Source organism: Oceanimonas smirnovii ATCC BAA-899 (assembly GCF_000381965.1).
Taxonomy (GTDB): domain Bacteria; phylum Pseudomonadota; class Gammaproteobacteria; order Enterobacterales; family Aeromonadaceae; genus Oceanimonas; species Oceanimonas smirnovii.
In genome coordinates, this window is record NZ_KB908456.1 from 161,191 (window position 1) to 183,084 (window position 21,894).

21 protein-coding genes are annotated in these 21,894 nt (G+C 58.2%); 14 read left to right on the top strand and 7 right to left on the bottom strand.

All coding sequences use genetic code 11. The annotated features are described in order from the left end of the window. Positions 1 to 6 precede the first annotated feature (6 nt). From dapE to G364_RS0105065, 3 genes are read left to right on the top strand one after another with little or no spacing between them, the layout of a single operon-like run. Entirely contained in the window at positions 7 to 1,140 is a 1,134-nt protein-coding gene (gene dapE, locus G364_RS0105055; RefSeq protein ID WP_019934069.1) for a succinyl-diaminopimelate desuccinylase, read from the top strand. Next, positions 1,137 to 1,796: a M15 family metallopeptidase gene (locus G364_RS0105060; protein ID WP_019934070.1), complete on the top strand. Its 660-nt coding sequence runs from the start codon at positions 1,137 to 1,139 to the stop codon at positions 1,794 to 1,796. Before dapE ends, G364_RS0105060 begins: the two co-directional genes overlap by 4 nt. Before the next feature lie 10 nt (positions 1,797 to 1,806). Continuing rightward, entirely contained in the window at positions 1,807 to 2,019 is a 213-nt protein-coding gene (locus G364_RS0105065; RefSeq protein ID WP_019934071.1) for a hypothetical protein, read from the top strand. A gap of 25 nt (positions 2,020 to 2,044) precedes the next feature. Here G364_RS0105065 and G364_RS0105070 read toward each other — a convergent pair whose 3' ends face one another. Both G364_RS0105070 and bamC read right to left on the bottom strand, forming a co-directional pair. Further along, complete coding sequence (locus G364_RS0105070; RefSeq protein ID WP_019934072.1) at positions 2,045 to 4,399, bottom strand: DNA polymerase II; 2,355 nt, start codon at positions 4,397 to 4,399, stop codon at positions 2,045 to 2,047. 144 nt (positions 4,400 to 4,543) lie between these two features. Further along, on the bottom strand, positions 4,544 to 5,530 hold the full coding sequence (gene bamC / locus G364_RS0105075; RefSeq protein ID WP_245541384.1) for an outer membrane protein assembly factor BamC: 987 nt from the start codon (positions 5,528 to 5,530) through the stop codon (positions 4,544 to 4,546). Between the two features lie 124 nt (positions 5,531 to 5,654). Here bamC and G364_RS0105080 point away from each other — a divergent pair, with 124 nt between their 5' ends. Continuing rightward, positions 5,655 to 6,203, top strand: a complete 549-nt coding sequence (locus tag G364_RS0105080; RefSeq protein WP_019934074.1) for a glycine cleavage system transcriptional repressor — start codon at positions 5,655 to 5,657, stop codon at positions 6,201 to 6,203. Then, on the top strand, positions 6,200 to 6,667 hold the full coding sequence (bcp, locus tag G364_RS0105085; RefSeq protein WP_019934075.1) for a thioredoxin-dependent thiol peroxidase: 468 nt from the start codon (positions 6,200 to 6,202) through the stop codon (positions 6,665 to 6,667). Before G364_RS0105080 ends, bcp begins: the two co-directional genes overlap by 4 nt. Before the next feature lie 283 nt (positions 6,668 to 6,950). Here bcp and G364_RS0105090 read toward each other — a convergent pair whose 3' ends face one another. Both G364_RS0105090 and G364_RS0105095 read right to left on the bottom strand, forming a co-directional pair. After that, on the bottom strand, positions 6,951 to 7,367 hold the full coding sequence (locus G364_RS0105090; RefSeq protein ID WP_019934076.1) for a DUF6691 family protein: 417 nt from the start codon (positions 7,365 to 7,367) through the stop codon (positions 6,951 to 6,953). A 2-nt stretch (positions 7,368 to 7,369) separates the two neighbouring features. Next, positions 7,370 to 7,789: a YeeE/YedE family protein gene (locus tag G364_RS0105095; protein WP_019934077.1), complete on the bottom strand. Its 420-nt coding sequence runs from the start codon at positions 7,787 to 7,789 to the stop codon at positions 7,370 to 7,372. 167 nt (positions 7,790 to 7,956) lie between these two features. On the opposite strand from G364_RS0105095, the gene G364_RS0105100 reads away from it, so the two are divergent. Next, positions 7,957 to 10,902: a putative bifunctional diguanylate cyclase/phosphodiesterase gene (locus G364_RS0105100; protein WP_019934078.1), complete on the top strand. Its 2,946-nt coding sequence runs from the start codon at positions 7,957 to 7,959 to the stop codon at positions 10,900 to 10,902. 52 nt (positions 10,903 to 10,954) lie between these two features. Here the strand turns inward: G364_RS0105100 and tkt are convergent, their stop codons facing one another. Beyond that, a complete protein-coding gene (gene tkt / locus G364_RS0105105; protein WP_019934079.1) occupies positions 10,955 to 12,952 on the bottom strand; it encodes a transketolase in 1,998 nt (665 codons plus the stop codon). A gap of 238 nt (positions 12,953 to 13,190) precedes the next feature. Here tkt and metK point away from each other — a divergent pair, with 238 nt between their 5' ends. The 7 genes from metK (at position 13,191) to ruvX (ending at position 18,669) form a co-directional block, all read left to right on the top strand. Then, positions 13,191 to 14,348, top strand: coding sequence for a methionine adenosyltransferase (metK, locus tag G364_RS0105110; RefSeq protein WP_019934080.1), 1,158 nt, complete (start codon positions 13,191 to 13,193; stop codon positions 14,346 to 14,348). Positions 14,349 to 14,691: 343 nt separating this feature from the next. Continuing rightward, positions 14,692 to 15,198 carry a SprT family zinc-dependent metalloprotease gene (locus G364_RS0105115; protein WP_019934081.1) on the top strand — a complete coding sequence of 169 codons (507 nt, stop codon included), beginning with the start codon at positions 14,692 to 14,694 and terminating at the stop codon, positions 15,196 to 15,198. A gap of 82 nt (positions 15,199 to 15,280) precedes the next feature. Continuing rightward, the gene (locus tag G364_RS0105120; protein ID WP_019934082.1) at positions 15,281 to 15,988 is read left to right on the top strand and encodes an endonuclease; all 708 of its coding nucleotides are present in this window, start codon (positions 15,281 to 15,283) and stop codon (positions 15,986 to 15,988) included. Next, positions 15,966 to 16,697 carry a 16S rRNA (uracil(1498)-N(3))-methyltransferase gene (rsmE, locus tag G364_RS0105125; RefSeq protein WP_019934083.1) on the top strand — a complete coding sequence of 244 codons (732 nt, stop codon included), beginning with the start codon at positions 15,966 to 15,968 and terminating at the stop codon, positions 16,695 to 16,697. The genes G364_RS0105120 and rsmE overlap by 23 nt, the downstream gene beginning before the upstream one ends. Further along, positions 16,694 to 17,641: a glutathione synthase gene (gene gshB, locus G364_RS0105130; protein ID WP_019934084.1), complete on the top strand. Its 948-nt coding sequence runs from the start codon at positions 16,694 to 16,696 to the stop codon at positions 17,639 to 17,641. Before rsmE ends, gshB begins: the two co-directional genes overlap by 4 nt. A 60-nt stretch (positions 17,642 to 17,701) precedes the next feature. Continuing rightward, a complete protein-coding gene (locus G364_RS0105135; protein WP_019934085.1) occupies positions 17,702 to 18,256 on the top strand; it encodes a YqgE/AlgH family protein in 555 nt (184 codons plus the stop codon). Further along, positions 18,253 to 18,669, top strand: a complete 417-nt coding sequence (gene ruvX / locus G364_RS0105140) for a Holliday junction resolvase RuvX (protein ID WP_019934086.1) — start codon at positions 18,253 to 18,255, stop codon at positions 18,667 to 18,669. The genes G364_RS0105135 and ruvX overlap by 4 nt, the downstream gene beginning before the upstream one ends. 67 nt (positions 18,670 to 18,736) lie before the next feature. On the opposite strand, the gene G364_RS0105145 is transcribed toward ruvX, so the two are convergent. Together G364_RS0105145 and G364_RS0105150 are read right to left on the bottom strand one after the other, a co-directional pair. Continuing rightward, on the bottom strand, positions 18,737 to 19,327 hold the full coding sequence (locus G364_RS0105145; RefSeq protein ID WP_019934087.1) for a response regulator transcription factor: 591 nt from the start codon (positions 19,325 to 19,327) through the stop codon (positions 18,737 to 18,739). Further along, positions 19,327 to 21,024 carry a PhnD/SsuA/transferrin family substrate-binding protein gene (locus tag G364_RS0105150; RefSeq protein ID WP_019934088.1) on the bottom strand — a complete coding sequence of 566 codons (1,698 nt, stop codon included), beginning with the start codon at positions 21,022 to 21,024 and terminating at the stop codon, positions 19,327 to 19,329. Before G364_RS0105150 ends, G364_RS0105145 begins: the two co-directional genes overlap by 1 nt. Before the next feature lie 138 nt (positions 21,025 to 21,162). Here G364_RS0105150 and dsrO point away from each other — a divergent pair, with 138 nt between their 5' ends. After that, positions 21,163 to 21,879: a sulfate reduction electron transfer complex DsrMKJOP subunit DsrO gene (gene dsrO / locus G364_RS0105155; protein WP_019934089.1), complete on the top strand. Its 717-nt coding sequence runs from the start codon at positions 21,163 to 21,165 to the stop codon at positions 21,877 to 21,879. Positions 21,880 to 21,894: the final 15 nt, after the last annotated feature.

Here is a 21,894-nt window from a genome sequence, read left to right on the forward strand (position 1 = left end):
AAAAACATGACTGACTCTGCCGTGCTGGCACTCACCAAAGATCTGATTAATCGCCCTTCGGTCACGCCTGAAGACGAAGGCTGCCAGGAACTGATGGGAGAGCGCCTGGCCAAGCTTGGCTTTAATCTGGAAACCATGGTGTTTGAAGACACCACCAACCTGTGGGCCCGCCGCGGCACCGAAGGCCCGCTGTTCTGCTTTGCCGGCCACACCGATGTGGTGCCGCCGGGACCGCTGGATCAGTGGCACACGCCTCCCTTTGACGCCACTGAAATTGAAGGCTATCTGCATGGCCGGGGTGCCGCCGACATGAAAGGCTCACTGGCCGCCATGGTGGTGGCTACCGAGCGCTTTGTGGCCCGCTTTCCCGATCACAAGGGCTCTATTGCCTTTTTGATCACCAGTGATGAAGAAGGCCCTTTTATTAACGGCACCACCCGGGTGGTAGACACCCTGGAAGCCCGTAACGAAAAAATTACCTGGTGTCTGGTGGGCGAGCCTTCCTCCACTCATGAAGTGGGTGATGTGGTGAAAAACGGCCGCCGCGGCTCCCTGACCGGCGATCTGACCATTAAAGGGGTGCAGGGTCATGTGGCCTACCCGCACCTGGCCGACAACCCGGTGCACAAAGGCTCACCGGCGCTGGCTGAACTGGCTGCCATTGAGTGGGACAAAGGCAACGATTACTTTCCGCCCACCAGCTTTCAGATTGCCAACATTCACGCCGGCACCGGGGCGTCAAATGTGATTCCGGGCGAGATGAAGGTACAGTTCAACTTCCGCTTCAGCACCGAGCTCGACGAAGACAAGATCAAGGCGCGGGTGCACAGCATTCTGGACGCTCATGGCCTGAATTATCACATTGACTGGTTGCTGAACGGCAAGCCGTTCCTGACCGACACCGGCGATCTGCTCACCGCCACCGTGGGTGCCGTGCAGGCAGTGCGCCATCAGGCACCGGCACTGCTGACCACAGGCGGCACCTCAGACGGCCGCTTTATTGCTCAAACCGGCGCGCAGGTGATTGAGCTGGGTCCGGTCAATGCCACCATTCACAAGCTCAACGAATGCGTGAAAATTGCCGATCTGGAGCAGCTCACCGATATGTATGAAGGCATTCTGGAGCGCCTGCTGGCATGATCAGCGACTGCCTGCTGGGCCTGAATGAAAGCCATCTGGTGCCCCTTGCCGAGCCGGGCCACCGGCTGCAACCGCAAGCCAGAGACGCCTTTGTGGCCATGCAGGCAGCGGCGGCCGGTGCCGGCTTTACCCTGGTGCCGGCGTCCAGCTTTCGTGGCTTTGCGCGCCAGCTTGCCATCTGGAACGGCAAGTTTGACGGCAGCCGGCCACTGCTGGATGAAGACAGCCGCCCGCTCAATGCCCTTGCGTTATCAGAGCCTGAGCGTATTCATGCTATCTTACGCTGGAGTGCCCTGCCCGGCACCAGCCGGCATCATTGGGGCACGGATCTGGATATTTACGATCCGACCCTGTTGCCTGCCGGCGGTAAACTGCAACTGGAGCCCTGGGAATATGCGCCGAATGGCTATTTTTATCCCCTCAGCCAATGGCTGAATGCCAATATGTACCGTTTTGGCTTTTATCTGCCTTATGCAGTGGCCGGCAGTATCGGGGCCGAGCCCTGGCACTTAAGCTATCAACCGTTGTCTAAGCGTTATCAGCAACAGCTGACTCCTGCTCTGCTGGCACCGGCATTAGCGGCTCAGCCCATCAAGGGCAAGCCGCATATTCTTAATATGCTGGACGAACTTTTCGCCCGTTACATTTATCAATGAGGAATTCACCATGAGCACCTGGCTCTGGATTACCCTGCCCCTGCTATTCGTGGTGGGCCTGTTTGTCAGCGCCCTCAAGGACACCAAACAGGTAGAGAAAAGCGTGCAGAAAAACCGCGACAAAATGAAACTGCGCGAATGGAAAGACGAAGACGAAAAAGAGGATGACTGGGGCGTGCCTCCGGGGGAATATCATCCTGAAGATAAAAAAGACAGGGACTAGGGACTGGGGACTAATCCCTGCACGTTCAGAACAGCCCCAGCTGGCGGCCGGTAATGCCTTCAAAACTAAGGCCCACAAAAGGCAGAATGGCATCGGCTACCGGCTTGAGTTGTTTGTCCACATAGTGCTGATAATCAATGGCCGACTGCCGGTATTCTGCCGGCTCCGGGCCATTAACCGTGATCACATAAGCCACCACACCCGTACGCTGATAGCGTAACGGCCTTCCCAGCCTGGCATTATGCTCGTCTGCCAGCCGGGCGGCGCGTACCTGAGGCGGCTGGGATTTCACATACTGCGCCAGGGGCCGGCGCAGCCGCTTGCGATACACCAGCTCTTCGTCACGCTCTCCGCTCAGTATCTCGCTCAGAGTGCGTTGTACAAGATCGCCCGGGTTTTCATCATTGAATACCAGCCGGAATAGTTCGGTCTGAAACGCCCGTGCAAGTGGCGTCCAGTCGGAGCGCACTGTTTCCAGCCCCTTGAACACCAGTCCCGCTGCACCTTGTTGCAGCCGCAGCCCGGCATAACGCTTTTTGGAACCTTCTTCCCGCCCGCGAATGGTGGGCATAAAAAAGCGGGAAAAATAACTTTCAAACTGCAGCTCCAGATAACTGTCCAGCTGCAGCTCCTGTTGCAGCCAGCCCTGCCAGTGCGCATTCACCAGCGCCGCCAGACGTGTTCCTTCACGACTGGCCGAGGCTTCATCATGGTCCCCCTGCAGCCACACAAACACAGAGTCAGTATCTCCATATATAACCTTATGGCCTTGCTGCTCAATGCAGTGAGCACTTTGCTGCATAATCTCATGGCCGCGCAAGGTAATGGATGAGGCCAGCCGGGTATCATAAAAACGGCAGCCACCGGAGCCAAGCACGCCGTAAAAGGAGTTCATCAATATTTTAATAGCCTGGGAGCGGGGCTCATCTTTACTGCGTTTGGCCTGATCACGCTCATGCCAGAGACCGGCAATAATGTCGGGCAAAAAATGATGAGTACGGGAAAAGCGTGCTCCCCGAAAACCCGGAATGGCATCGTGTTCGGTCAGACCGGTGATCAGCCCCAGCGGATCAATACGAAAGGTACGAATAATGGACGGATACAGGCTTTTAAAGTCGAGCACCAGCACATGACGATAAAGTCCGGGGTGTGAGTCCATCACATAACCGCCGGGGCTGGCCAGCCCGCCGCCTGCCGGCAGGTTGGGGGCGGCAAAACCGGCCCGGTGCAAGTGGGGCAGATACACCTGCACAAAGGCCGCCACCGAGCCGCCGACGCGGTCCAGCTCAAGGCCGGTCAGCCAGCTGCGCAGGCGCAAGAAGTCGAGCACTTGCGTGTGTTCAAAAATATCCCACACCAGGCGGCAGTCTTCCAGGTTGTAGGCGGCAAGTTTGGGCTTGTTGTGGCGAAAGTCACGCATTATGGTGCCAAGGCGGTCGGCCACATTCTCGGTTTGCTTGCCACGACCCAGCAGGGCTTGCGCTACCGACTCCAGACTGAAGCTGTCAAACTGATAACAGGCGGTTTTAAGGGCTTCTATGCCGTCGATGGCCACCCTGCCCGGCAGAGTGATAAATACCTGACCGGTATGGGCGCGCTCCCGCACAAAGGCGGTTTCTCCGCCCCGCCCCAGCCTGAGCCGAAGTCCATGCAGAGCCGCCCGCTTTAACAGCAGCCGAAGATCAAAGGCGACCAGGTTCCAGCCGATGAGAATATCGGGATCGTAACGATTCAGCTCCTCTTCAAGGGCCTGCAGCAGTGTCCGCTCATCCTGTACCCAGCGTATATCGGTTCCGGTATCGGTTGTGGCGGGCTCGGACGCACCAATCATGATCACACGGGCAAGCCCGCCGCCATACAGGCCCACGGAATAGAGTTCTCCCTTACCCGAGCACTCCACATCCAGCGATAACACCCGAAAACGCGGTTGCCAGCTGCCGGTGCGAAGCCGGGCATTATCCACCTGCTGTATGCCCTGATGCTGACGGACCTGGCCGGTAAATTCCACACTGCCGCGAATAAACCGGCTGAAAAGGTAGCGCTCATGAGGCCTGAAATCGTACTCCAGCACCTCTGTGCCGGCGGCCTGCAGCCGTTGCACAGCCTGAGCCTGACTGCTTATGGTATTGAAATAAAGGACTGCCAGCGGCTGGTGGGCAAAGTTTTTCAGACCGGGTTCAGCCCATTCATACTCAACCCCTGCCAGTGCCGTTTCTGCTTGATTCCGTTCCGCTACCGGCACCATCAGCAACGCCCGCTCGCCACGCACCGTCAGCCGTGCCGGCCCGTCTGGTGTGCACAGCCAGTAGTAAAGTTCGGTATGGCCATGACGATCCCGGCTGTGGCGGGTCAGCACAAAGCCTTGCTTAATGGGGTTCATTCTGTTGAGGGATTGGGGAATAGTGACTGGGGAATGGGAGAACAGCGGCATCACATTCAACACCGCTGCCCGTTTTTTAAGCCTTGGCTTTCAGGCAACACCACTTACAGCTGACAGCTTACGGCTGACAGCTCCCCGAAGGGGTTATCGTGCCAGATCCGCCCGTTCAAAGGCGGGCGTCAGCGTGGCAGCCAGCTCGCTCAGCACCTCGGCAGCGACCGGCTCGCGATCTTTGTTACTCAGGCTCAGGCTGGTGCGGTTACCCAGATCCCCCAGCTGAATGCGGTATTCCTGTTCAGGAATATTCAGGGCCGGCAGGTTAAGATCCTGCCAGTCTCCCTTGCTCAGACCGTCAAACTCCACATCCACATAACCCAGCGCCTGCTGGCGGTTACTGATATCAAAACCCAGCTTGGGCAGCAGTACTATCAGTCGCTTCCAGGTACGGTCGTAGCTCTGCACCGACACCAGACGCTGCTGCTCACTGTCCAGAGTCAGGCTGATGGGGCTTTGATCCAGCAGCTCCTGCTGGCGGCTCAATGACTGCTGATAAGACAGCGAGAAGGCATTGAGCATGGAGGCCTCGGCACGCTGACGGTCTTGTAACAACGCATCGGCACCCTCGGTGGCCTGCACCTGCACGGCCACGGCCCGGCGCACCGGGTCCGGCATCAGCTGCCAGCTGAATTGCTGCTCGGGTGCACCTATCACCTTACCACTGCTGGTAAAGCCATTGTTCACGCGGCTGTGTTTGGCATCGGTGGCATCAAAAAAGTCGGCCAGCGCCTGACTGAGCTGCTGCTCCAGCGGCTGATCCAGCTGCTGCTGATAAAACCAGAGGCCTGTGCCGTCTGCCATGATTTCAGAACCTCTCACCAGCGGCAGCACCTGAGTGGGGGGACGTATATCCAGGCTCTTGCCGGTGGCGCCGGAGGTGCCGTTTTCGGGAATCACATATTCGGTATTGAAGCGTGGCGCTTCCAGCCCCTGAGGAATCATTAACGGAGCACTGCGTAAGGTCTCGCTTTCATAATCAAAGTCACGGTTAGCCTGGCTGCGGGTTTCCGGGTTACTGCAGCCGGCCAGCACGGTTACGGCCAGCAGGCTTATCATCATTGTTGGTGCTTTCACGCTTGATCCATGCCCTTAAGTTTACTTGGTTCGGCCCTACCCTAATACAAGACGGGCACTGGAGCCAACCGGCTTTTATGCTAACATGCCGAATCTTACCATTCTCATGATTCCCGGACAGCCGATGACCCATCATCTTGTGGTGACCGCCATAGGCGAAAACAGAGCAGGCATTGTTAATGAAGTGGCCCGCCATGTTTCCGATTGTGGCTGTAATATCGTAGACAGCCGGCTGGGTATCTTCGGCAATGAATTTACCTTTATTCTGCTGCTGTCGGGCAGCTGGAATGAGATCACCCGGCTGGAAACCACATTGCCGCTGTTTGGGCAGAGCCAGCAGCTGATCACCATGATGAAACGTACTCAGGTGCTGAGCCAGCCCAGTTATGTACTGAGCGCCGATGCTGAAATCATGCTGGCCGATCGTCCGGGCATAGTGAATCGCTGTACTCAGTTTTTCAGTGATATCGGCTGGGATATTCAGGCCATGCAGAACCGAACGCTTACCGGAGAGCTAAGCGGCCTGTTTCAGGCCCATTTTCAGCTCAACCTGCCAGAGCAGCTGAATGATGAACAGGCCACCACGACTTTCAACTCGCTGTGCACAGAGCTGGAATGCAAGCAGCACAGCTTTCGTTTAAAACGCAAACCAACCACAGGAAGCAGCAAATGACTTATCTGCAGGAAGGCTCGCAGGCACCGGCCTTTACCCTTTGTGATCAAAACGGCCAGAACGTAAGCCTGAGCGATTTCAGTGGCAAGAAAGTTCTGGTGTATTTTTATCCTAAAGCCATGACGCCGGGCTGCAAGGTGCAGGCTTGCGGCCTGCGCGACAGCCGTGCAGAGCTTGAGAAGCTCGGCGTAGTCGTGCTCGGGATCAGCCCGGATCCGGTGGCCCGGCTGAAAAAGTTTGAAGAAAAGGATGAGCTGAATTTCACCCTGCTGTCTGATGAAGACCATGCTGTGGCCGACGCCTTTGGCGTCTGGGGGCCCAAAAAGTTTATGGGCAAGGAATATGACGGCATTCACCGCATCAGCTTTCTGATTGACGAAGCCGGCACCGTTGCCAGGGTATTCAACAAGTTCAAGACCAAGGATCACCACGAAGTGGTGCTGGAGCACCTGAAACAACTTTAAAGCTCGAAGCGAGCGCAATACGAAGCAACAGCGCGGTTGCGCTTCACGCCACGCTTCGGTAAAGGCCACTCACTAAAAAAGCCTGCTGCGAACATAACTAATGTTCGGTCAGGCTTTTTTAATTCGTCATGGCGAGCAAAGCTCGCCCCATGCCGTCCATGGCATGTGACGGTCGGCTTCGGCAATCCCCACTGCTGCTTCGTGCAATATCGGCGTTGCCTGATTGCTGCCTGTCAGCAGGGTTGGCAATGAGCGTCGCGAATCCCAACCTAGCAATTGAATTTTATGCTCTTTGCAGCCGGCCAACGAGAAAGAACCCCGCAATCATGGCGGCGACAAACAGACCGGCTTGCCATTGCAGACTGCCGAGCATGCCCATTGCAGGCCCCGGACAAATGCCGGCCAGGCCCCAGCCAATACCAAACAAGAGTGCGCCCAGCACCAGCTTATAATCAAAACGCGCCGGCGGCACCTTGGGCAGTGGCTCGCCCAATACACACTGAGTACGGCCCTGCTTTTTCCACCACCAGTAACCGGGCGCAAACACGGCAAGGGCACCGCCCATCACCAATGCCAGACTGGGATCCCACTGGCCGAATACATTCAGAAAGCCCAGTACCTTATCCGGGTTCATCATACCTGAGAGCAGCAAACCCGCGCCAAACAAAGCACCCGACAGCAATGCAACCAAATGCAACATGATTAACCTCCCAGGCCCAGCAGCGTAACAGTGGCAATGCCCGCTGCCATAAACATCAAAGTGGCAATAATGGAGCGGGGTGATAACCGGCCCATGCCACAAATGCCATGACCGCTGGTGCAGCCATTACCCAGCCGGGTGCCAATACCCACCAGCAGGCCCGCCAGCAGCAGTCGCCAGGGCGAGTATTCCTGCAGTGAATAGGCTTCGGCCAGATCCAGGCCAAATATCAGCATAGGCACAGCCACCAGACCGGCCACAAAAGCCAGCCGCCAGCCTTTATCAGGCTGAGAACCGATGCCGGCCACTATGCCGCTGATGCCGGCAATACGTCCGCCTACCAGCAGTAATATCAGTGCAGCCGAACCAATTAACAACCCGCCACCCAGGGCACTGAGCGGCGTAAAATTAACGATGGTCATCACAATTTCCCGATTATCGACGTACTCACAATAATACAAGACCAAATTAAATTAGCAAAATCTTATTTAACAAGAAAGCTGCCGTCTTTGGTAATGCTTTACAATTACTTCCATCAGTTACACCATAAGGTCTCCAGCCGGCTTATCAGTACAAGGACGCAATAATAATGTCACTGCCTGCGCTACCTCAGGCCAAGCACAATTCGTGCTTTTTCAGACTGGACTCCCGCTGCCATCTTTACCCCCTTACGCCACTGCCGGCCGGACTTGTCTTTCGTGGTGCTGAGCTGCAACCAGCCCTTGGCCAGCAAGATGCACAGCGTCTGGAACAAGTACTGGCTCAGGGACAGGCCAGCTACTTATTACTGACCGTAGCGGGTCAGCGCTGGCAATGTCATCTGGCACCAGTGGATGCCGGCCACTGGTTACTGAGTGTTCGTCTTGGTGCCCGCGAGCAGACTGACCGGCTCGGGATCCTGGAATGGCAGCTGCAGCATCAGTGGCACACTTCCTCCCAGGACGCCATCGCACAACTGCCCGAGCTGCTGGATCTGCTTACCAGCGAACTTCAGCCTGACCGCATTATTTTATGGCGTCATTACGACACAGAAGAGCTGCTGCGCCCGCTCTACAGCCAGGGCCTGCCCTTTGCTCTGCAGCCGGTGCGGGCCGATCGCCGTTACTGGCGCACCCTGCACCAGCGTGGAGGACTCAGCTTCAGCAACTGCGCCGAGCAGCCGCTGCTGGGGGCCTTTGATTACCTGGCCGGTGACGGTATTCGTCATCGGCTGGATGTTCCCCTCCCCTTCAGTACAGGACCGGGCGGCCTGCTCAGTCTGGAATATACCCAGCCTCACACCGCCATACCCGCCGCCACCATGCAATTTGTGGCCGCGCTGGCCGGAAAAATTGCCGGCGTGCTGGAGCAGACGCCGGTTCTGCCTTCATCCCGGCTGTGTGCCGACGACATGATGACCCGGCTGATGCCACTGCTGTGTCAGTACACCGGACAGGATTTTTTTAACCAGCTGATGCTGCAGCTGGCCAGCCTCACCGGTGCCAGCATGGTACTGGCCGGCTTGCAGCACCCTGCTGCCGAGCGGGTCCATGCCATTGCCTGTTATCGCCAGGAACAGCTGCAACCGGCCTTTCATTATCATCTTGAGGGGACTCCCTGCGCTTTCAGCCGGCAGCAAGGGCATGATATCTGTATTTATACGCGGGACCTGGCGTCTCGTTTTCCTGAAGACAAGATGCTGACCGAGCTGGGCTTTGAAGCCTATGCAGGATTATCAGTCAGCGATCAACAGGATCAGCCTCTCGGCATTCTGGTGCTGTTGTTTGCACAGCCTCTGGAAAATACCAACTGGCTCAATAACCTGCTTACCCGGCTCAAGCCTCGTATTACTGCCGAGTTTCGCCATCGCAGAGATCAGGAAAACCTGATGGTGGCTGCGGCCGCTTTTGAAACCCGGGAAGGTATCTTTATTGCCAGTGCCAATATGCTGGTACAACAAGCCAACCAGGCGTTTGGCCGTATGTGCGGCACCGAGCCGGAAACCTTGGTGGGTACTCCCGTACAGTCTTTACGTCATAACGCGCCGGGCATGACAGATACCAGCACCATCATGGAGACACTTCGCAGCCAGGGCTGGTGGCAGGGTGAACAGTGCCTGGCCCGTACCGATGGCCGTGCGCTGCCGGTTATTCTGCGGATTTGTCAGATGCAGGATGGCCTGGGCATTACCCATTATGTCTGTCATATCGAGGATATTTCCGAGCACAAGACCAACCGCGACCGCATTGAAAAAATGGCCTATTTCGATGAGCTGACGGGCCTGCATAACCGCCGTTTTATGGTGGAGCATATCAGCCATACGGTGGCGCTGGCCGAGCATGAGTCCAGCCGGGGGGCCCTGCTGCTGCTTGATATTGACGACTTCAAGAACATCAATGACTCCCTTGGCTATATGATTGGCGATGAACTGCTGATCAAGGTGGCCGAGCGCCTTCAGCGTTTCAGCGAAAAATATGACGATGTGAGTCTGGCGCGCATGGCCAGCGACGAATTTGTGCTGCTGCTGCCCCGGCTGGGTCATGGCTTCTCTGCCACCAAAACCCGGGCCGAGCAGCTGGCCAATGCCCTGCAGGAGCTGTTTTCCATTCCCTTTGAACTGAACGGGCTGCGCCTGCATGTGAGCATCAGTGCCGGCATCAGCCTGTTTCCCGCTACCGGGGTAAACCTTGACGAATATCTGCGCCAGGCCGATACCGCCACCCACATGGCCAAACGCATTGCTCAGGGCAGCCATGTGTTCTTCAGCCAGGAGATGGCAGAAGAAGTGCGGGAACGGCTGCAGCTGACCAATGATCTGCAGCTGGCCCTGGCCAATAACGAGCTGGAGCTGCATTTTCAGCCGCAGGCACAACTGGCGGATCAAACCGTTGTGGGGGCCGAGGCTCTGCTGCGCTGGCAGCCGCCGGGCAAGCCGCCGGTGCCCCCCGGGCACTTTATTCCGGTGGCGGAAGAAACCTCGCTGATTTGCGACATCGGCAACTGGGTGCTGCAGCAGGCCTGTGAACGGCTGCAGCACTGGCATGACACCAGCACAGGGCCGGCCCGCTTATCCGTTAATATCAGTGCCCGGCACTTTCACAGCGCCAACTTTGTCGCCCGGCTGGAAAGCCTGCTGCAGCAATACCCCGCCTGCCGCAACCGGCTGACGCTGGAAATGACCGAAGGAGTGATTCTGGAAAGCCTTACCGAAAGCCGCACCCGCATGATGCGCCTGAAACGGCTGGGGCTTAATCTGTCCATTGATGACTTTGGCACCGGTTATTCGTCTTTTGCCTATCTGAAAGAGCTGCCGGTGGACGAACTGAAACTGGACAGATCCTTTATTCGCAATGTAGACAGCAACCCGCGTGACAAGGCCATTATTGCCTGCATTCTGCAGCTGGCCCGTGAGCTCAATATGTCTGTCATTGCCGAAGGGGTAGAGACCGAATCCCAGCACAACCAGCTGCTGGCCATGAATTGCCCGGCCTGCCAGGGCTTTTTGCTGGCCCGGCCCATGCCGGAAGATGCCCTGATGAACTGGCTGGCGCAATAACAAGCATAAAAAAACCGGCTTGCGCCGGTTTTTTATTGATGTGTCTTTACGCTTAACCCAGCAGGGCCTCGGCCTTTTCCACCACGTTCTCGGTGGTAAAGCCGAACAGCTTGAACAGATCACCGGCCGGGGCCGACTCACCAAAGCTGGTCATGCCGATGATGTCGCCACCAAAGCCCACATACTTGAACCAGAAGTCGCGAATGCCGGCTTCCACCGCCAGACGCTTGGTCACGGCGGCAGGCAGCACGCTTTCACGGTAGTCGGCGCTTTGGGCGTCAAACACGTCGGTGGACGGCATGGACACCACGCGTACGGCGCGGCCCTTGGCAGTCAGTTGCTCGGCGGCAGCCATGGCCAGCTCCACTTCCGAGCCGGTGGCAATCAGAATCAGCTCCGGCGTGCCGGCGCAGTCGCGCAGCACATAGCCACCCTTGGCCACGTCGGCCAGCTGGGCCTCGGTACGCTCCATCTGACCCAGACCCTGACGGGAGAAGATCAGCGAGGTGGGGCCGTTTTTACGCTCGATGGCGTGTTTCCAGGCCACCGCAGACTCCACCTGATCACAAGGACGCCAGGTGCTCATGTTGGGGGTCAGGCGCAGAGAGGCGATTTGCTCTACCGGCTGGTGAGTGGGGCCGTCTTCACCCAGACCTATGCTGTCGTGGGTATAAACAAAGATGGAACGCTGCTTCATCAGGGCAGCCATGCGCACGGCGTTGCGGGCGTATTCCACAAACATCAGGAAGGTACCGCCGTAGGGCACAAAACCGCCATGCAGGGCGATGCCGTTCATGATGGCGCTCATGCCGAACTCACGCACACCATAGTGCAGGTAGTTGCCGGCGGCGTCTTCGGCGCTGATGGCCTTGGAACCCTTGTGCATGGTCAGGTTGGAAGGCGCCAGATCGGCACTGCCGCCCAGCAGCTCGGGCAAAATGGCACCAAAAGCATCCAGGGCGTTCTGAGAGGCTTTACGGGTAGCAATTTTGGCCGGCGCGGCCTGCAGACCCTTGATAAAGTCGGCGCTCTGCTGGGCCCAGTCGGCGGGCAGCTCACCGTTCAGACGACGCTTGAGCTCGGCGGCCAGCTCGGGGAATTCGGCGGCGTAGGCGGCAAACTTGGCGTTCCAGCCCGCTTCCTGCTCGGCACCTTTGGCCTTGGCATCCCACTCGCCGTACACCTCGGCGGGGATCTCAAAGGGAGCATGGGTCCAGCCCAGCTGCTCGCGGGTGGCGGCAATTTCATCTTCACCCAGGGGGGCACCATGGCAGTCGTGGCTGCCGCCCTTGTTGGGAGAGCCAAAGCCGATCACGGTGCGGCAGCAGATCAGGGTCGGACGAGAAGTATCGGCACGAGCAGCCTCAATGGCAGCGGCCACGGCAGCGCTGTCGTGGCCGTCCACCGCGGGAATCACCTGCCAGCCGTAGGCTTCAAAGCGCTTGGGGGTGTCGTCGCTGAACCAGCCGTCCACGTCACCGTCGATGGAGATACCGTTGTCATCCCAGAAGGCAATCAGCTTGCCCAATCCTAAGGTACCCGCCAGAGAGCAGGCTTCGTGAGAGATGCCTTCCATCAGGCAGCCGTCGCCCAGGAAGGTATAGGTGAAGTGATCCACCACCTCGTGGCCGGGCTTGTTGAACTGAGCCGCCAGTGCTTTTTCAGCAATGGCCATGCCCACGGCGTTGGTAATACCCTGACCGAGCGGACCGGTAGTGGTTTCCACGCCCGGCGCATAACCATACTCGGGGTGACCGGGGGTCTTGGAGTGCAGCTGACGGAACTGCTTGAGATCGTCGATGGACAGCTCGTAGCCGGACAGGTGCAGCAGGGAATACAGCAGCATGGAGCCGTGGCCGTTGGACAGAATAAAGCGATCGCGGTCGGCCCAGTTAGGGTTGGCCGGGTTGTGCTTCAGATAATCACGCCACAACACTTCGGCGATATCCGCCATGCCCATGGGGGCACCGGGGTGACCGGAATTGGCTTTTTGTACCGCATCCATACTGAGCGCGCGCACGGCATTGGCCAGCACTTGACGAGAAGGCATCGACATCTCCTGAGAAATTCTTGATTGGAAGGGTGAATAAAACGGCGGCCATTGTCCCAAAGTCGGCGAAGGGGCGCAAATTATTCTCCCTCGCCACAAGCGGTACGCGCAGAGCCGGTCACATTTTTCTGGCAATCATGCCCTCGCCTATCTAGAATAGCCGTCCAGATGTTAATACCGCCATTTGTGCGGCTATTGGCAACGCCAAATTCATTACATTTTCAGGAAGCGAAGTAACATGGCCAGACTGTTTACCTCCGAGTCCGTGTCCGAAGGTCATCCCGACAAGATTGCCGACCAGATCTCCGATGCGGTCCTCGATGCCATTATCAAGCAGGATCCCAAGGCCCGGGTGGCCTGCGAAAGTTTCGTCAAAACCGGCATGGTGATTGTAGGTGGTGAAATTTCCACCAGCGCCTGGGTCGATATTGAAGATCTGGTACGCCGCACCGTGCGCGACATTGGCTACACCAGCTCGGAAATGGGCTTTGACGGCGAAAGCTGTGCCGTGCTTAACGCCATTGGCAAGCAGTCTCCCGATATCGCCATGGGCGTGGATCGGGAAGACAAGGACCCCTACGCTCAGGGTGCCGGCGACCAGGGCCTGATGTTTGGCTACGCTTCCAACGAAACCGATGTGCTGATGCCCGCCCCGGTGACCTACGCTCACCGTCTGGTCAAGCGCCAGGCCCATGTGCGCAAGGCCAAGGAGCTGCCCTGGCTGCGCCCTGACGCCAAGTCTCAGGTCACCTTCGTTTACGACGACGGCAAGCCCGTAGGCATAGACACAGTGGTGCTGTCTACCCAGCACAGCCCGGATATTGATCAGGCCACCCTGCGCGAAGCCGTGATGGAGCTGATCATCAAACCGGTGCTGCCCGCCGAGTGGCTGAGCAAGGACACCAAGTACCACATCAACCCCACCGGCCAGTTCATTATCGGCGGCCCCATGGGTGACTGTGGTCTGACCGGCCGCAAGATCATCGTGGATACCTACGGCGGCATGGCCCGTCACGGTGGCGGTGCCTTCTCCGGCAAGGATCCGTCCAAGGTGGACCGCTCCGCCGCCTACGCCGCCCGCTATGTGGCCAAGAACATCGTCGCCGCCGGCCTGGCCGACCGCTGTGAAATTCAGGTGTCCTACGCCATCGGTGTGGCCGAGCCCACTTCCATCAGCGTGGAAACCTTTGGCACCGGCAAAGTATCGGAAGAAATGCTCGACGCTCTGGTGCGCGAGCACTTCGACCTGCGCCCCTATGGCCTTATTCAGATGCTGGACCTGAACCGTCCCATCTACCAGGCCACCGCCGCCTACGGTCACTTCGGCCGGGACGAGTTCCCCTGGGAAGCCACCGACAAGGCCGCCCTGCTGCGCGACGCCGCCGGCCTCAAGTAAGCATCAAGGGGAAGCATTCGCTTCCCCTTTTTTATTCGCTTGCAGAGCCATGCACCATCGTCGGTCAAAGCGCACTGCTTCGCCGGCACGCCGTGATGAAGGGCATGGCGAAGCAGACACCCTTTGCCCTCCTATATTCACTCGGAGCTGACTGACTGCAAACAGACAGCGCCGATGTTGCACGAAGCAGCAGTGGGGATTGCCGTAGCCGACCATAAAATGCCAGGGATGGCATTTTCGAGCGTTACATGGAGGTACTTGAAGCGTGTCGGCGGAGCGCAACCTCGCTGAGGTTTCGCAGTGCGATCCCTTTTGGCAACGTGTGTAAGCTCGGAGCCAATTTATGGCTTACCGTTATACAAATATGAAACTCGACGATTCTCTTTTTCAGCAAGTTCAAGACAAAGTCACCGAGTGCCTGACCCTGGCCGCCCGCCACACCGGCCGGGAATTTGATCCGCCACAGGTGAGATTCAATCAGCGCGGCCGTATTGCCGGATCCGCCTGGCTGGAGCGCTGGGAGCTGCGTTTTAATCCGGTATTGCTGGCCGATAACGCCGAGGCGTTTCTCACGGAAATCGTGCCTCACGAGGTGGCTCACCTGGTGGCCTTTGCCCTCCATGGCAAGGTGAAGCCCCATGGCCGGGAATGGCAGGCCATCATGCTCAATGTGTTCGGCCTCGAGCCCCGCACCCGGCACCAGCTCAACACCGAAAAAGCCTCACCGGTTTTTACCTACCGGTGCAATTGCCGTATTCACAAGCTCAGTCTGCGCCGGCACAACAGCGTGCTGCGCGGCCAAAAACGCTATCAGTGCATTCACTGCAACCAGCCACTGATGCGGGATTAATTTCTGTCGCTCTTGTCCCCTTTTCCCGGCCCCGCCGCCGGTGGTAAGCTTGCGCGCACAAACAACATAACAATACTGAGTCGTGCGCTATTTTATTCTGTTTCTGAGCCTGTGCTCCTCACTGGCTTATGGCGAAGCCTTGTCGTTTCGCCAGGCCAAAAAAGTGGCACCGGAAATATACAAGGATCACCCCACCACCTTTTACTGCGGGTGCAACATTCAAACACAAGGCAAAAAACTGGTGCCGGATCTGGCAAGCTGCGGCTATAAGGTACGTAAACAGGAGCGCCGGGCCAACCGCATTGAGTGGGAGCATGTGGTGCCCGCCTGGGAGTTTGGCCATCAGCGTCAGTGCTGGCAGCAGGGCGGTCGCAAAAACTGCACCAGTAAGGACACGCTGTTCAAGCAAATGGAAGGCGACCTGCATAACCTGGTGCCGGCCATCGGTGAAGTGAACGGTGATCGCTCCAACTACCGCTTTTCTGAATGGAACGGCAAGCCGGTGCAATATGGCCGTTGCCAAATGCTGGTAGACTTCAAGGGGCGCAAAGTACAACCGCCGCCCGGTGAAAGCCGCGGTGCCATTGCCCGCACCTATCTCTATATGCAGCAGCAATACCGGCTGAAAATTGCTTCGCAGCAGCTTAAGCTGTTTGAAGCCTGGAACCGGCAATATCCCGCCAGCAACTGGGAATGTGAACGGGATCACCGTATTAACCGGGTTCAGGGTAACCATAACCCCTTTGTTCAGGAGCAATGCAAACACTATGCGTATACCCCGAATCCATGAGCCGGGTGAGCTTGTCAGCGGACGAGAGCTGAGCCTGTCTGAAGACGGTGCCAACCATGTGGGCCGGGTACTGCGCATGCAGGCCGGCCAGGCACTGGTGCTGTTCAACGGGCAAGGTGGCCAGTATGCCGCCGAGATTATCGAGGCCGGTAAAAAAACCGTGCGAGTGCGTATTGGTGAGTTCAGCGCCGATGACGTGGAATCGCCGCTGCATTTTCATCTGGGTCAGGTGATCAGCCGCGGTGACAAAATGGAATTCACCATTCAGAAGTCAGTGGAGCTGGGCGTGAATGTGATCACGCCGCTGTTTTCCAGCCGCTGTGGTGTCAAACTGGGCGGCGAACGTCTTGAAAAGAAAATTCAGCAATGGCAAAAAATCGCCATTGCTGCCTGCGAACAGTGCGGCCGCAACCGCATTCCCGAAATACGCCCGGCCATGGCACTGGAACACTGGCTGGCAGAAAATACTGATGAGCTCAAGCTCAACCTGCATCCGCGCGCCGAATACAGCGTCAACACCCTCCCCGCTCCCGAGCACGGCGTGCGCCTGCTGATTGGCCCAGAAGGCGGGCTGTCGGACGAAGAAATTGTCGCCGCCCGCGATCACCACTTTATTGATATACTCCTTGGCCCCCGGGTGCTGCGCACCGAAACTGCCGCACTCACTGCCATTACTGCCCTGCAATGCCGATTTGGAGATCTCGCATGACCATTAAACTGGGAATCGTGATGGACCCTATCCAGTCCATTACCATCAAAAAAGACACCAGCTTTGCCATGTTACTGGAGGCCCAGCGCCGGGGCTATGAACTCTGGTATATGGAAATGAGCGATCTCAGTCTGCGCGACGGCGAAGCCTATGGCCGTATGGCACCGCTTACCGTAAAAGAAGATGCCAGTCAGTGGTACACCCTGGAAGCGCCCACACTGGCCCCGCTGCACAGCCTGGATGTGATCCTGATGCGCAAGGATCCGCCCTTTGATACCGAGTTTATCTACGCCACCTATCTGCTGGAGCGGGCAGAAAGCGAAGGAACGCTTATCGTCAACAAGCCCCAGAGCCTGCGTGACGCCAATGAAAAGCTCTACACCGCCTGGTTTGCCGAGCACACGCCCAGCACCCTGGTCACCCGCAGTGCTGCCGACATTCGCGCCTTTCACGCCGAGCACAAAGACATCATCATGAAGCCCCTCGACGGCATGGGCGGTGCCTCCATCTTTCGCGTAAAACAAGACGATCCCAACCTGGGCGTGATCATTGAAACCCTCACCGAGCACGGCAGCCGCTATTGCATGGTGCAGACCTACCTGCCCGCCATTAAAGACGGCGACAAACGGGTACTGGTGGTGGATGGCGAGCCGGTGCCCTATTGCCTGGCGCGCATTCCGCAGGGCGGCGAGACCCGTGGCAATCTGGCCGCTGGCGGCCGGGGCGAAGCCCGCCCCTTAAGTGACAGCGACCGTCGCATTGCCGAGGCCCTGGGCCCGGTACTCAAGGCCAAAGGGCTTATCTTTGTGGGGCTTGATATTATCGGCGACAAGCTCACCGAGGTGAACGTCACCAGCCCCACCTGTGTACGGGAGATAGAGGCCGCTTATCCGGTCAACATTACCGGCATGCTGATGGACGCCATTGAAAAACGGCTATCCTGACAGTAACACTCACTGCGCCGAGGCAGGTAACCGCTTCGGCCTGAACCAAACAGAGAGATCATGGATTCACTGGAACACCATTTTCTGATTGCCATGCCCAGCCTCAGGGATCCTTTTTTTGCCGGCTCGGTCACTTATGTTTGCGAGCACAATGAAGAAGGTGCCATGGGGCTGGTGATAAATATTCCGGTTGATATGCAGCTGCACGAGTTGCTGCATCAGCTGGAGCTGACGCCCGAGGATATACCCGAACTGGATCAGCCTGTATTGCAGGGCGGTCCTGTGGCTGCTGACCGGGGCTTTGTGCTGCATACGCCGGTGGAAGGGTTTAATTCCAGTCAAATGCTGGCCGACGACCTGATGGTCACCACGTCACGGGATGTACTGGAAACCCTGGGCACCGACGACGCGCCGGAGAAATATCTGGTCACGCTGGGTTACGCCGGCTGGACCCCGGGCCAGCTGGAGCAGGAGCTGGTGGAAAACAGCTGGCTGACGGTGCCCGCCGACAGCAGCCTGATTTTCGATACCCCCATCGGTCAGCGCTGGCATCAGGCCATTGGCCGCCTCGGCATCGACTCGCGCCAGCTGTCTTCCCAGGTAGGTCATGCATGAGCCGGACTCTGCTGGGCTTTGACTATGGCCTGAAAAGCATCGGCGTGGCGGTGGGCCAGGAGCTCACCGCCACCGCCCGGCCGCTGCTGGCACTCAAGGCCAGTGATGGTGTACCCAACTGGCAGCAGATTGAAAACCTGCTGAAAGAATGGCAACCGGCACTGCTGGTGGTGGGGCTGCCGCTGAACATGGACGGCACCGAGCAGGACATCAGCCGGCGCGCGCGCAAGTTCGCCAACCGGCTGCATGGCCGCTTCGGCCTGCCGGTGGAATTACAGGACGAGCGCCTGACCACCGCCGACGCCCGTGCCCGCCTGTTTGAAGCCGGTGGCTACAAGGCCCTGGGCAAGGACGCCGTGGATGCGGTCTCGGCGCAATTAATTCTGGAGTCCTGGATGACAGAAAAGCTGTAAGCCATAAGCTTTCAGCTGTAATTTGCCGCGTATAAAACGCGGCCTACCACTCCCTGCTCCCTAATCACTATTCCCGGCCTTGCGCCAGCTGCCAGCAGTAGAGCAGCTCGGCCATGTTGGCGGCTTCCAGCTTGGCCATGGCGGCGGCACGGTGAACCTCAACCGTGCGCACGGCCACGCACAGGCTTTCAGCAATGGCTTTGTTGGTCAGCCCCTGGGCCACCAGACTCACCACCTCATGCTCCCGGGCCGACAATCGCGCCACCCGTTGCCGGGCGTCAGCCTCGGCCCTCAGATCGGCGGCGCACTTGCTGGCCCGGGCCAATACATCTGCCAGCCGGCGGGCATCCACCGGTTTTTCCAGAAAATCCACCGCGCCCAGCTTCATGGCTTTCACCGCCTGAGGCACATCACCGTGACCGGTAAGTAAAATCACCGCCACCGGACAACGACGACGGTTCAGCTCAGCCAGCACCTCCAGCCCGTCCATCTCCGGCATGGCCAGATCCAGCAACAACACTGCTTCCGCATTATCGTCCAGCTCTTTCAGAAAACGGGCAGGCTCGGTCCAGCCCTGGCTGTCATGGCCCATGGCCTTTAATAAAAAGCCGTTGGCGGCCAGCACCTTGGGGTCATCATCCAGCAGATATATGCGCATTATTGCTCCTTTGGCAAAAACAGTTCGGCCCTTGTGCCCTTTCCCTGATTGGCCAGCATCAGTCTGCCGCCCAGCCGGCGGGCCAGCCGGTAACTCACCATCAGGCCAATGCCCATGCCATGAACACGACTGGCGGGCAACGTATGACCCAGCGCTTCAATCACCACGGGTGAAACACCACCGGCGTTATCCTGCACCACAAACTGCCAGCCCTCTTCTTCAGCGCTGGCCTGCAGCCGTAGCCAGCCGCCCTGTTGCCGACGTTCAAAGGCATCCAGGCTGTTACCCAGCAGGTTGGACAATATCTGCTCCACCGCCGGCTGTACGCTCAGCAGCTGTCCGGGCTCTGCGCTGATGTCAATGCGAACGCCGGCGGCACCGGCTCTGGGAGTAATACGCTCGGCCAGCTCCCGGCACAGTGCATCGGGCGCAAAGGCTTCCGGCCCGGGCAACGGCTGACTGGCCCACTGACGAAAACGCCGAATGATATCGGCTCCGCGCTCGGTTTCTTCAACAATATGGTTAAATACCTCCCGGCTGTTTTGCTCGGCGGTCATCAGCTCCCCTGCCTGGGCGTAGGCCTGAATGGCCGACAGCGGCTGATTCAGCTCATGGGCCAGCCCCGTGGCCATTTCTCCCAGCAAGGTGGCCTGGCGGGCCCGGGCCAGCTCCTGCTCTCTGCTCTGAATAAGACGGTGCAGCCGGTCTCGCTCATCAGTGCGTTTGATCAGCAAGCGGGTTACCCGCACATGGTGCAGCGCAATCACCAGCAATATCAGCATCAGCCCCGCCAGCCATTGCCAGTAGCCCAGAAGCACATGGCGCAGCGTGTGCCAGGGCGGCTCGCTGCTTTGCCCCAGCTGCCAGCCGCGCAGCAATTGTTCTACCTCGTCCAGCCGAATGGGGGCTCCCCACAGGGCCTGCTGGTTGTGCTGCAAACTCAGCAGTGTCTGCGTTATATCACGCAGCAGCTGCTCGTCGGTCACATTCACAGCAGCAAAGCTCCAGCCCGGATACAGCGGCGTGGAGCGCGCGCAGGGCGAGCTTGCCTGTAACATCAGGACGCGAAAATCGCCAGTATTCACTAATCCTTCTTCTGCCATTTGCTCCAGCGTGCAGGACGGTACCATGGCCGCATCCAGAGCACCATCACGCAGCAAGTATATAAGCGCATCCACGGGATAGCCGCGAAACTGCAGGTTCAGTGCCGACAGCGCCACCCCCTGACGGCGCAGCTGCTCGGCCGCCAGCAAATAGCCGCCAAAGGCCTGCTCATGCACCGCACCCACGCGTTGCCCGGCCAGCTGATGCACAGTGCTGATATCACTGCCAGCGCGCACCAGCAGGGCAGACGCCACGCTTTCCCGGGCCGAGCCAAAGCGCGGATCCAGATAAGACGCCAGCCAGTTCAGCCCCTGGCTGCGATTCAGCACATAATGAGCCGGGTTGGTCACCACAAAATCAAGTGCTCCTTGTATCAGCTCATCATTCAGCTGCTGCTGGGTCAGAAACACGCCGGTAAAACGGTGCGCCGGCAGAGCCCGGTTCAGACTGTCAAGCACAGGCTGCCATTCTGCGGCCGCTCTGGCTTCACCCCGGTAGGCCAGAAAGCCGATACGATAATCGTCTGCCCTGAGCGGAAAACACAGCACAAGTCCGGCCAGCAACAGACTGACTCCCTGAAAAAAATGTCTCATTCGGGCCATTACCTGGTTTGGTATCAAATATAACTTGTCCTGGATCAAGACCATGCCGTTATTGTGGAAAACCACAATAGAGCCATTGCCCCCCTCAGCAAGACAATAGCCTTAATTCCTGATTCAAGGGAGTCTGTGATGGACGCCAGCAAACGACAGTTTCTTAAACAGTTAACCGGCCTCACCGCCGGTGCCAGTCTTATTCCTGTTACTCTGGTACAGGCGGCACCGGCTGGCAATGGCAAACGCTATGGCATGGTCATTGACCTGCGCAAATGTATTGGCTGCCAGGCCTGTACCGTCAGTTGCAGTATGGAGAACCTGCCGCCGGTGGGCCAGTTTCGTACCACGGTACAGCAATACGAGGTGGAGATCGAAAACCGCGATACTCCCACTCAGGTGATGCTGCCTAGGCTCTGCAACCACTGCGCCAATCCGCCCTGCATTCCGGTGTGCCCCACCCAGGCTACTTATCAGCGCGACGACGGCATTGTAGTGGTAGACAACCAGCAATGCGTGGGCTGCGCCTACTGTGTGCAGGCTTGCCCCTACGACGCCCGCTTTATTAACCACGATACCCAGACCGCCGACAAATGCACCTTTTGCGTGCACCGGCTGGAAGTGGGTCTGCTGCCCGCCTGTGTGGAGTCCTGTGTGGGCGGTGCCCGGGTGATTGGTGATCTGAACAACCCGCACAGTCAGGCCCGCCGGCTGATGGCCGGGCACGCAGACGATATCAAGGTGCTCAAGCCCGAGCAGGGCACCAGCCCGCAGGTGTATTACATCGGCCTGGGTGACGAGTTTCTGGAACGCATCGACGGTCAGCCGGGGCTCTGGTCTCCGGCTCACGCCTGACCATAAGGGGCTCAC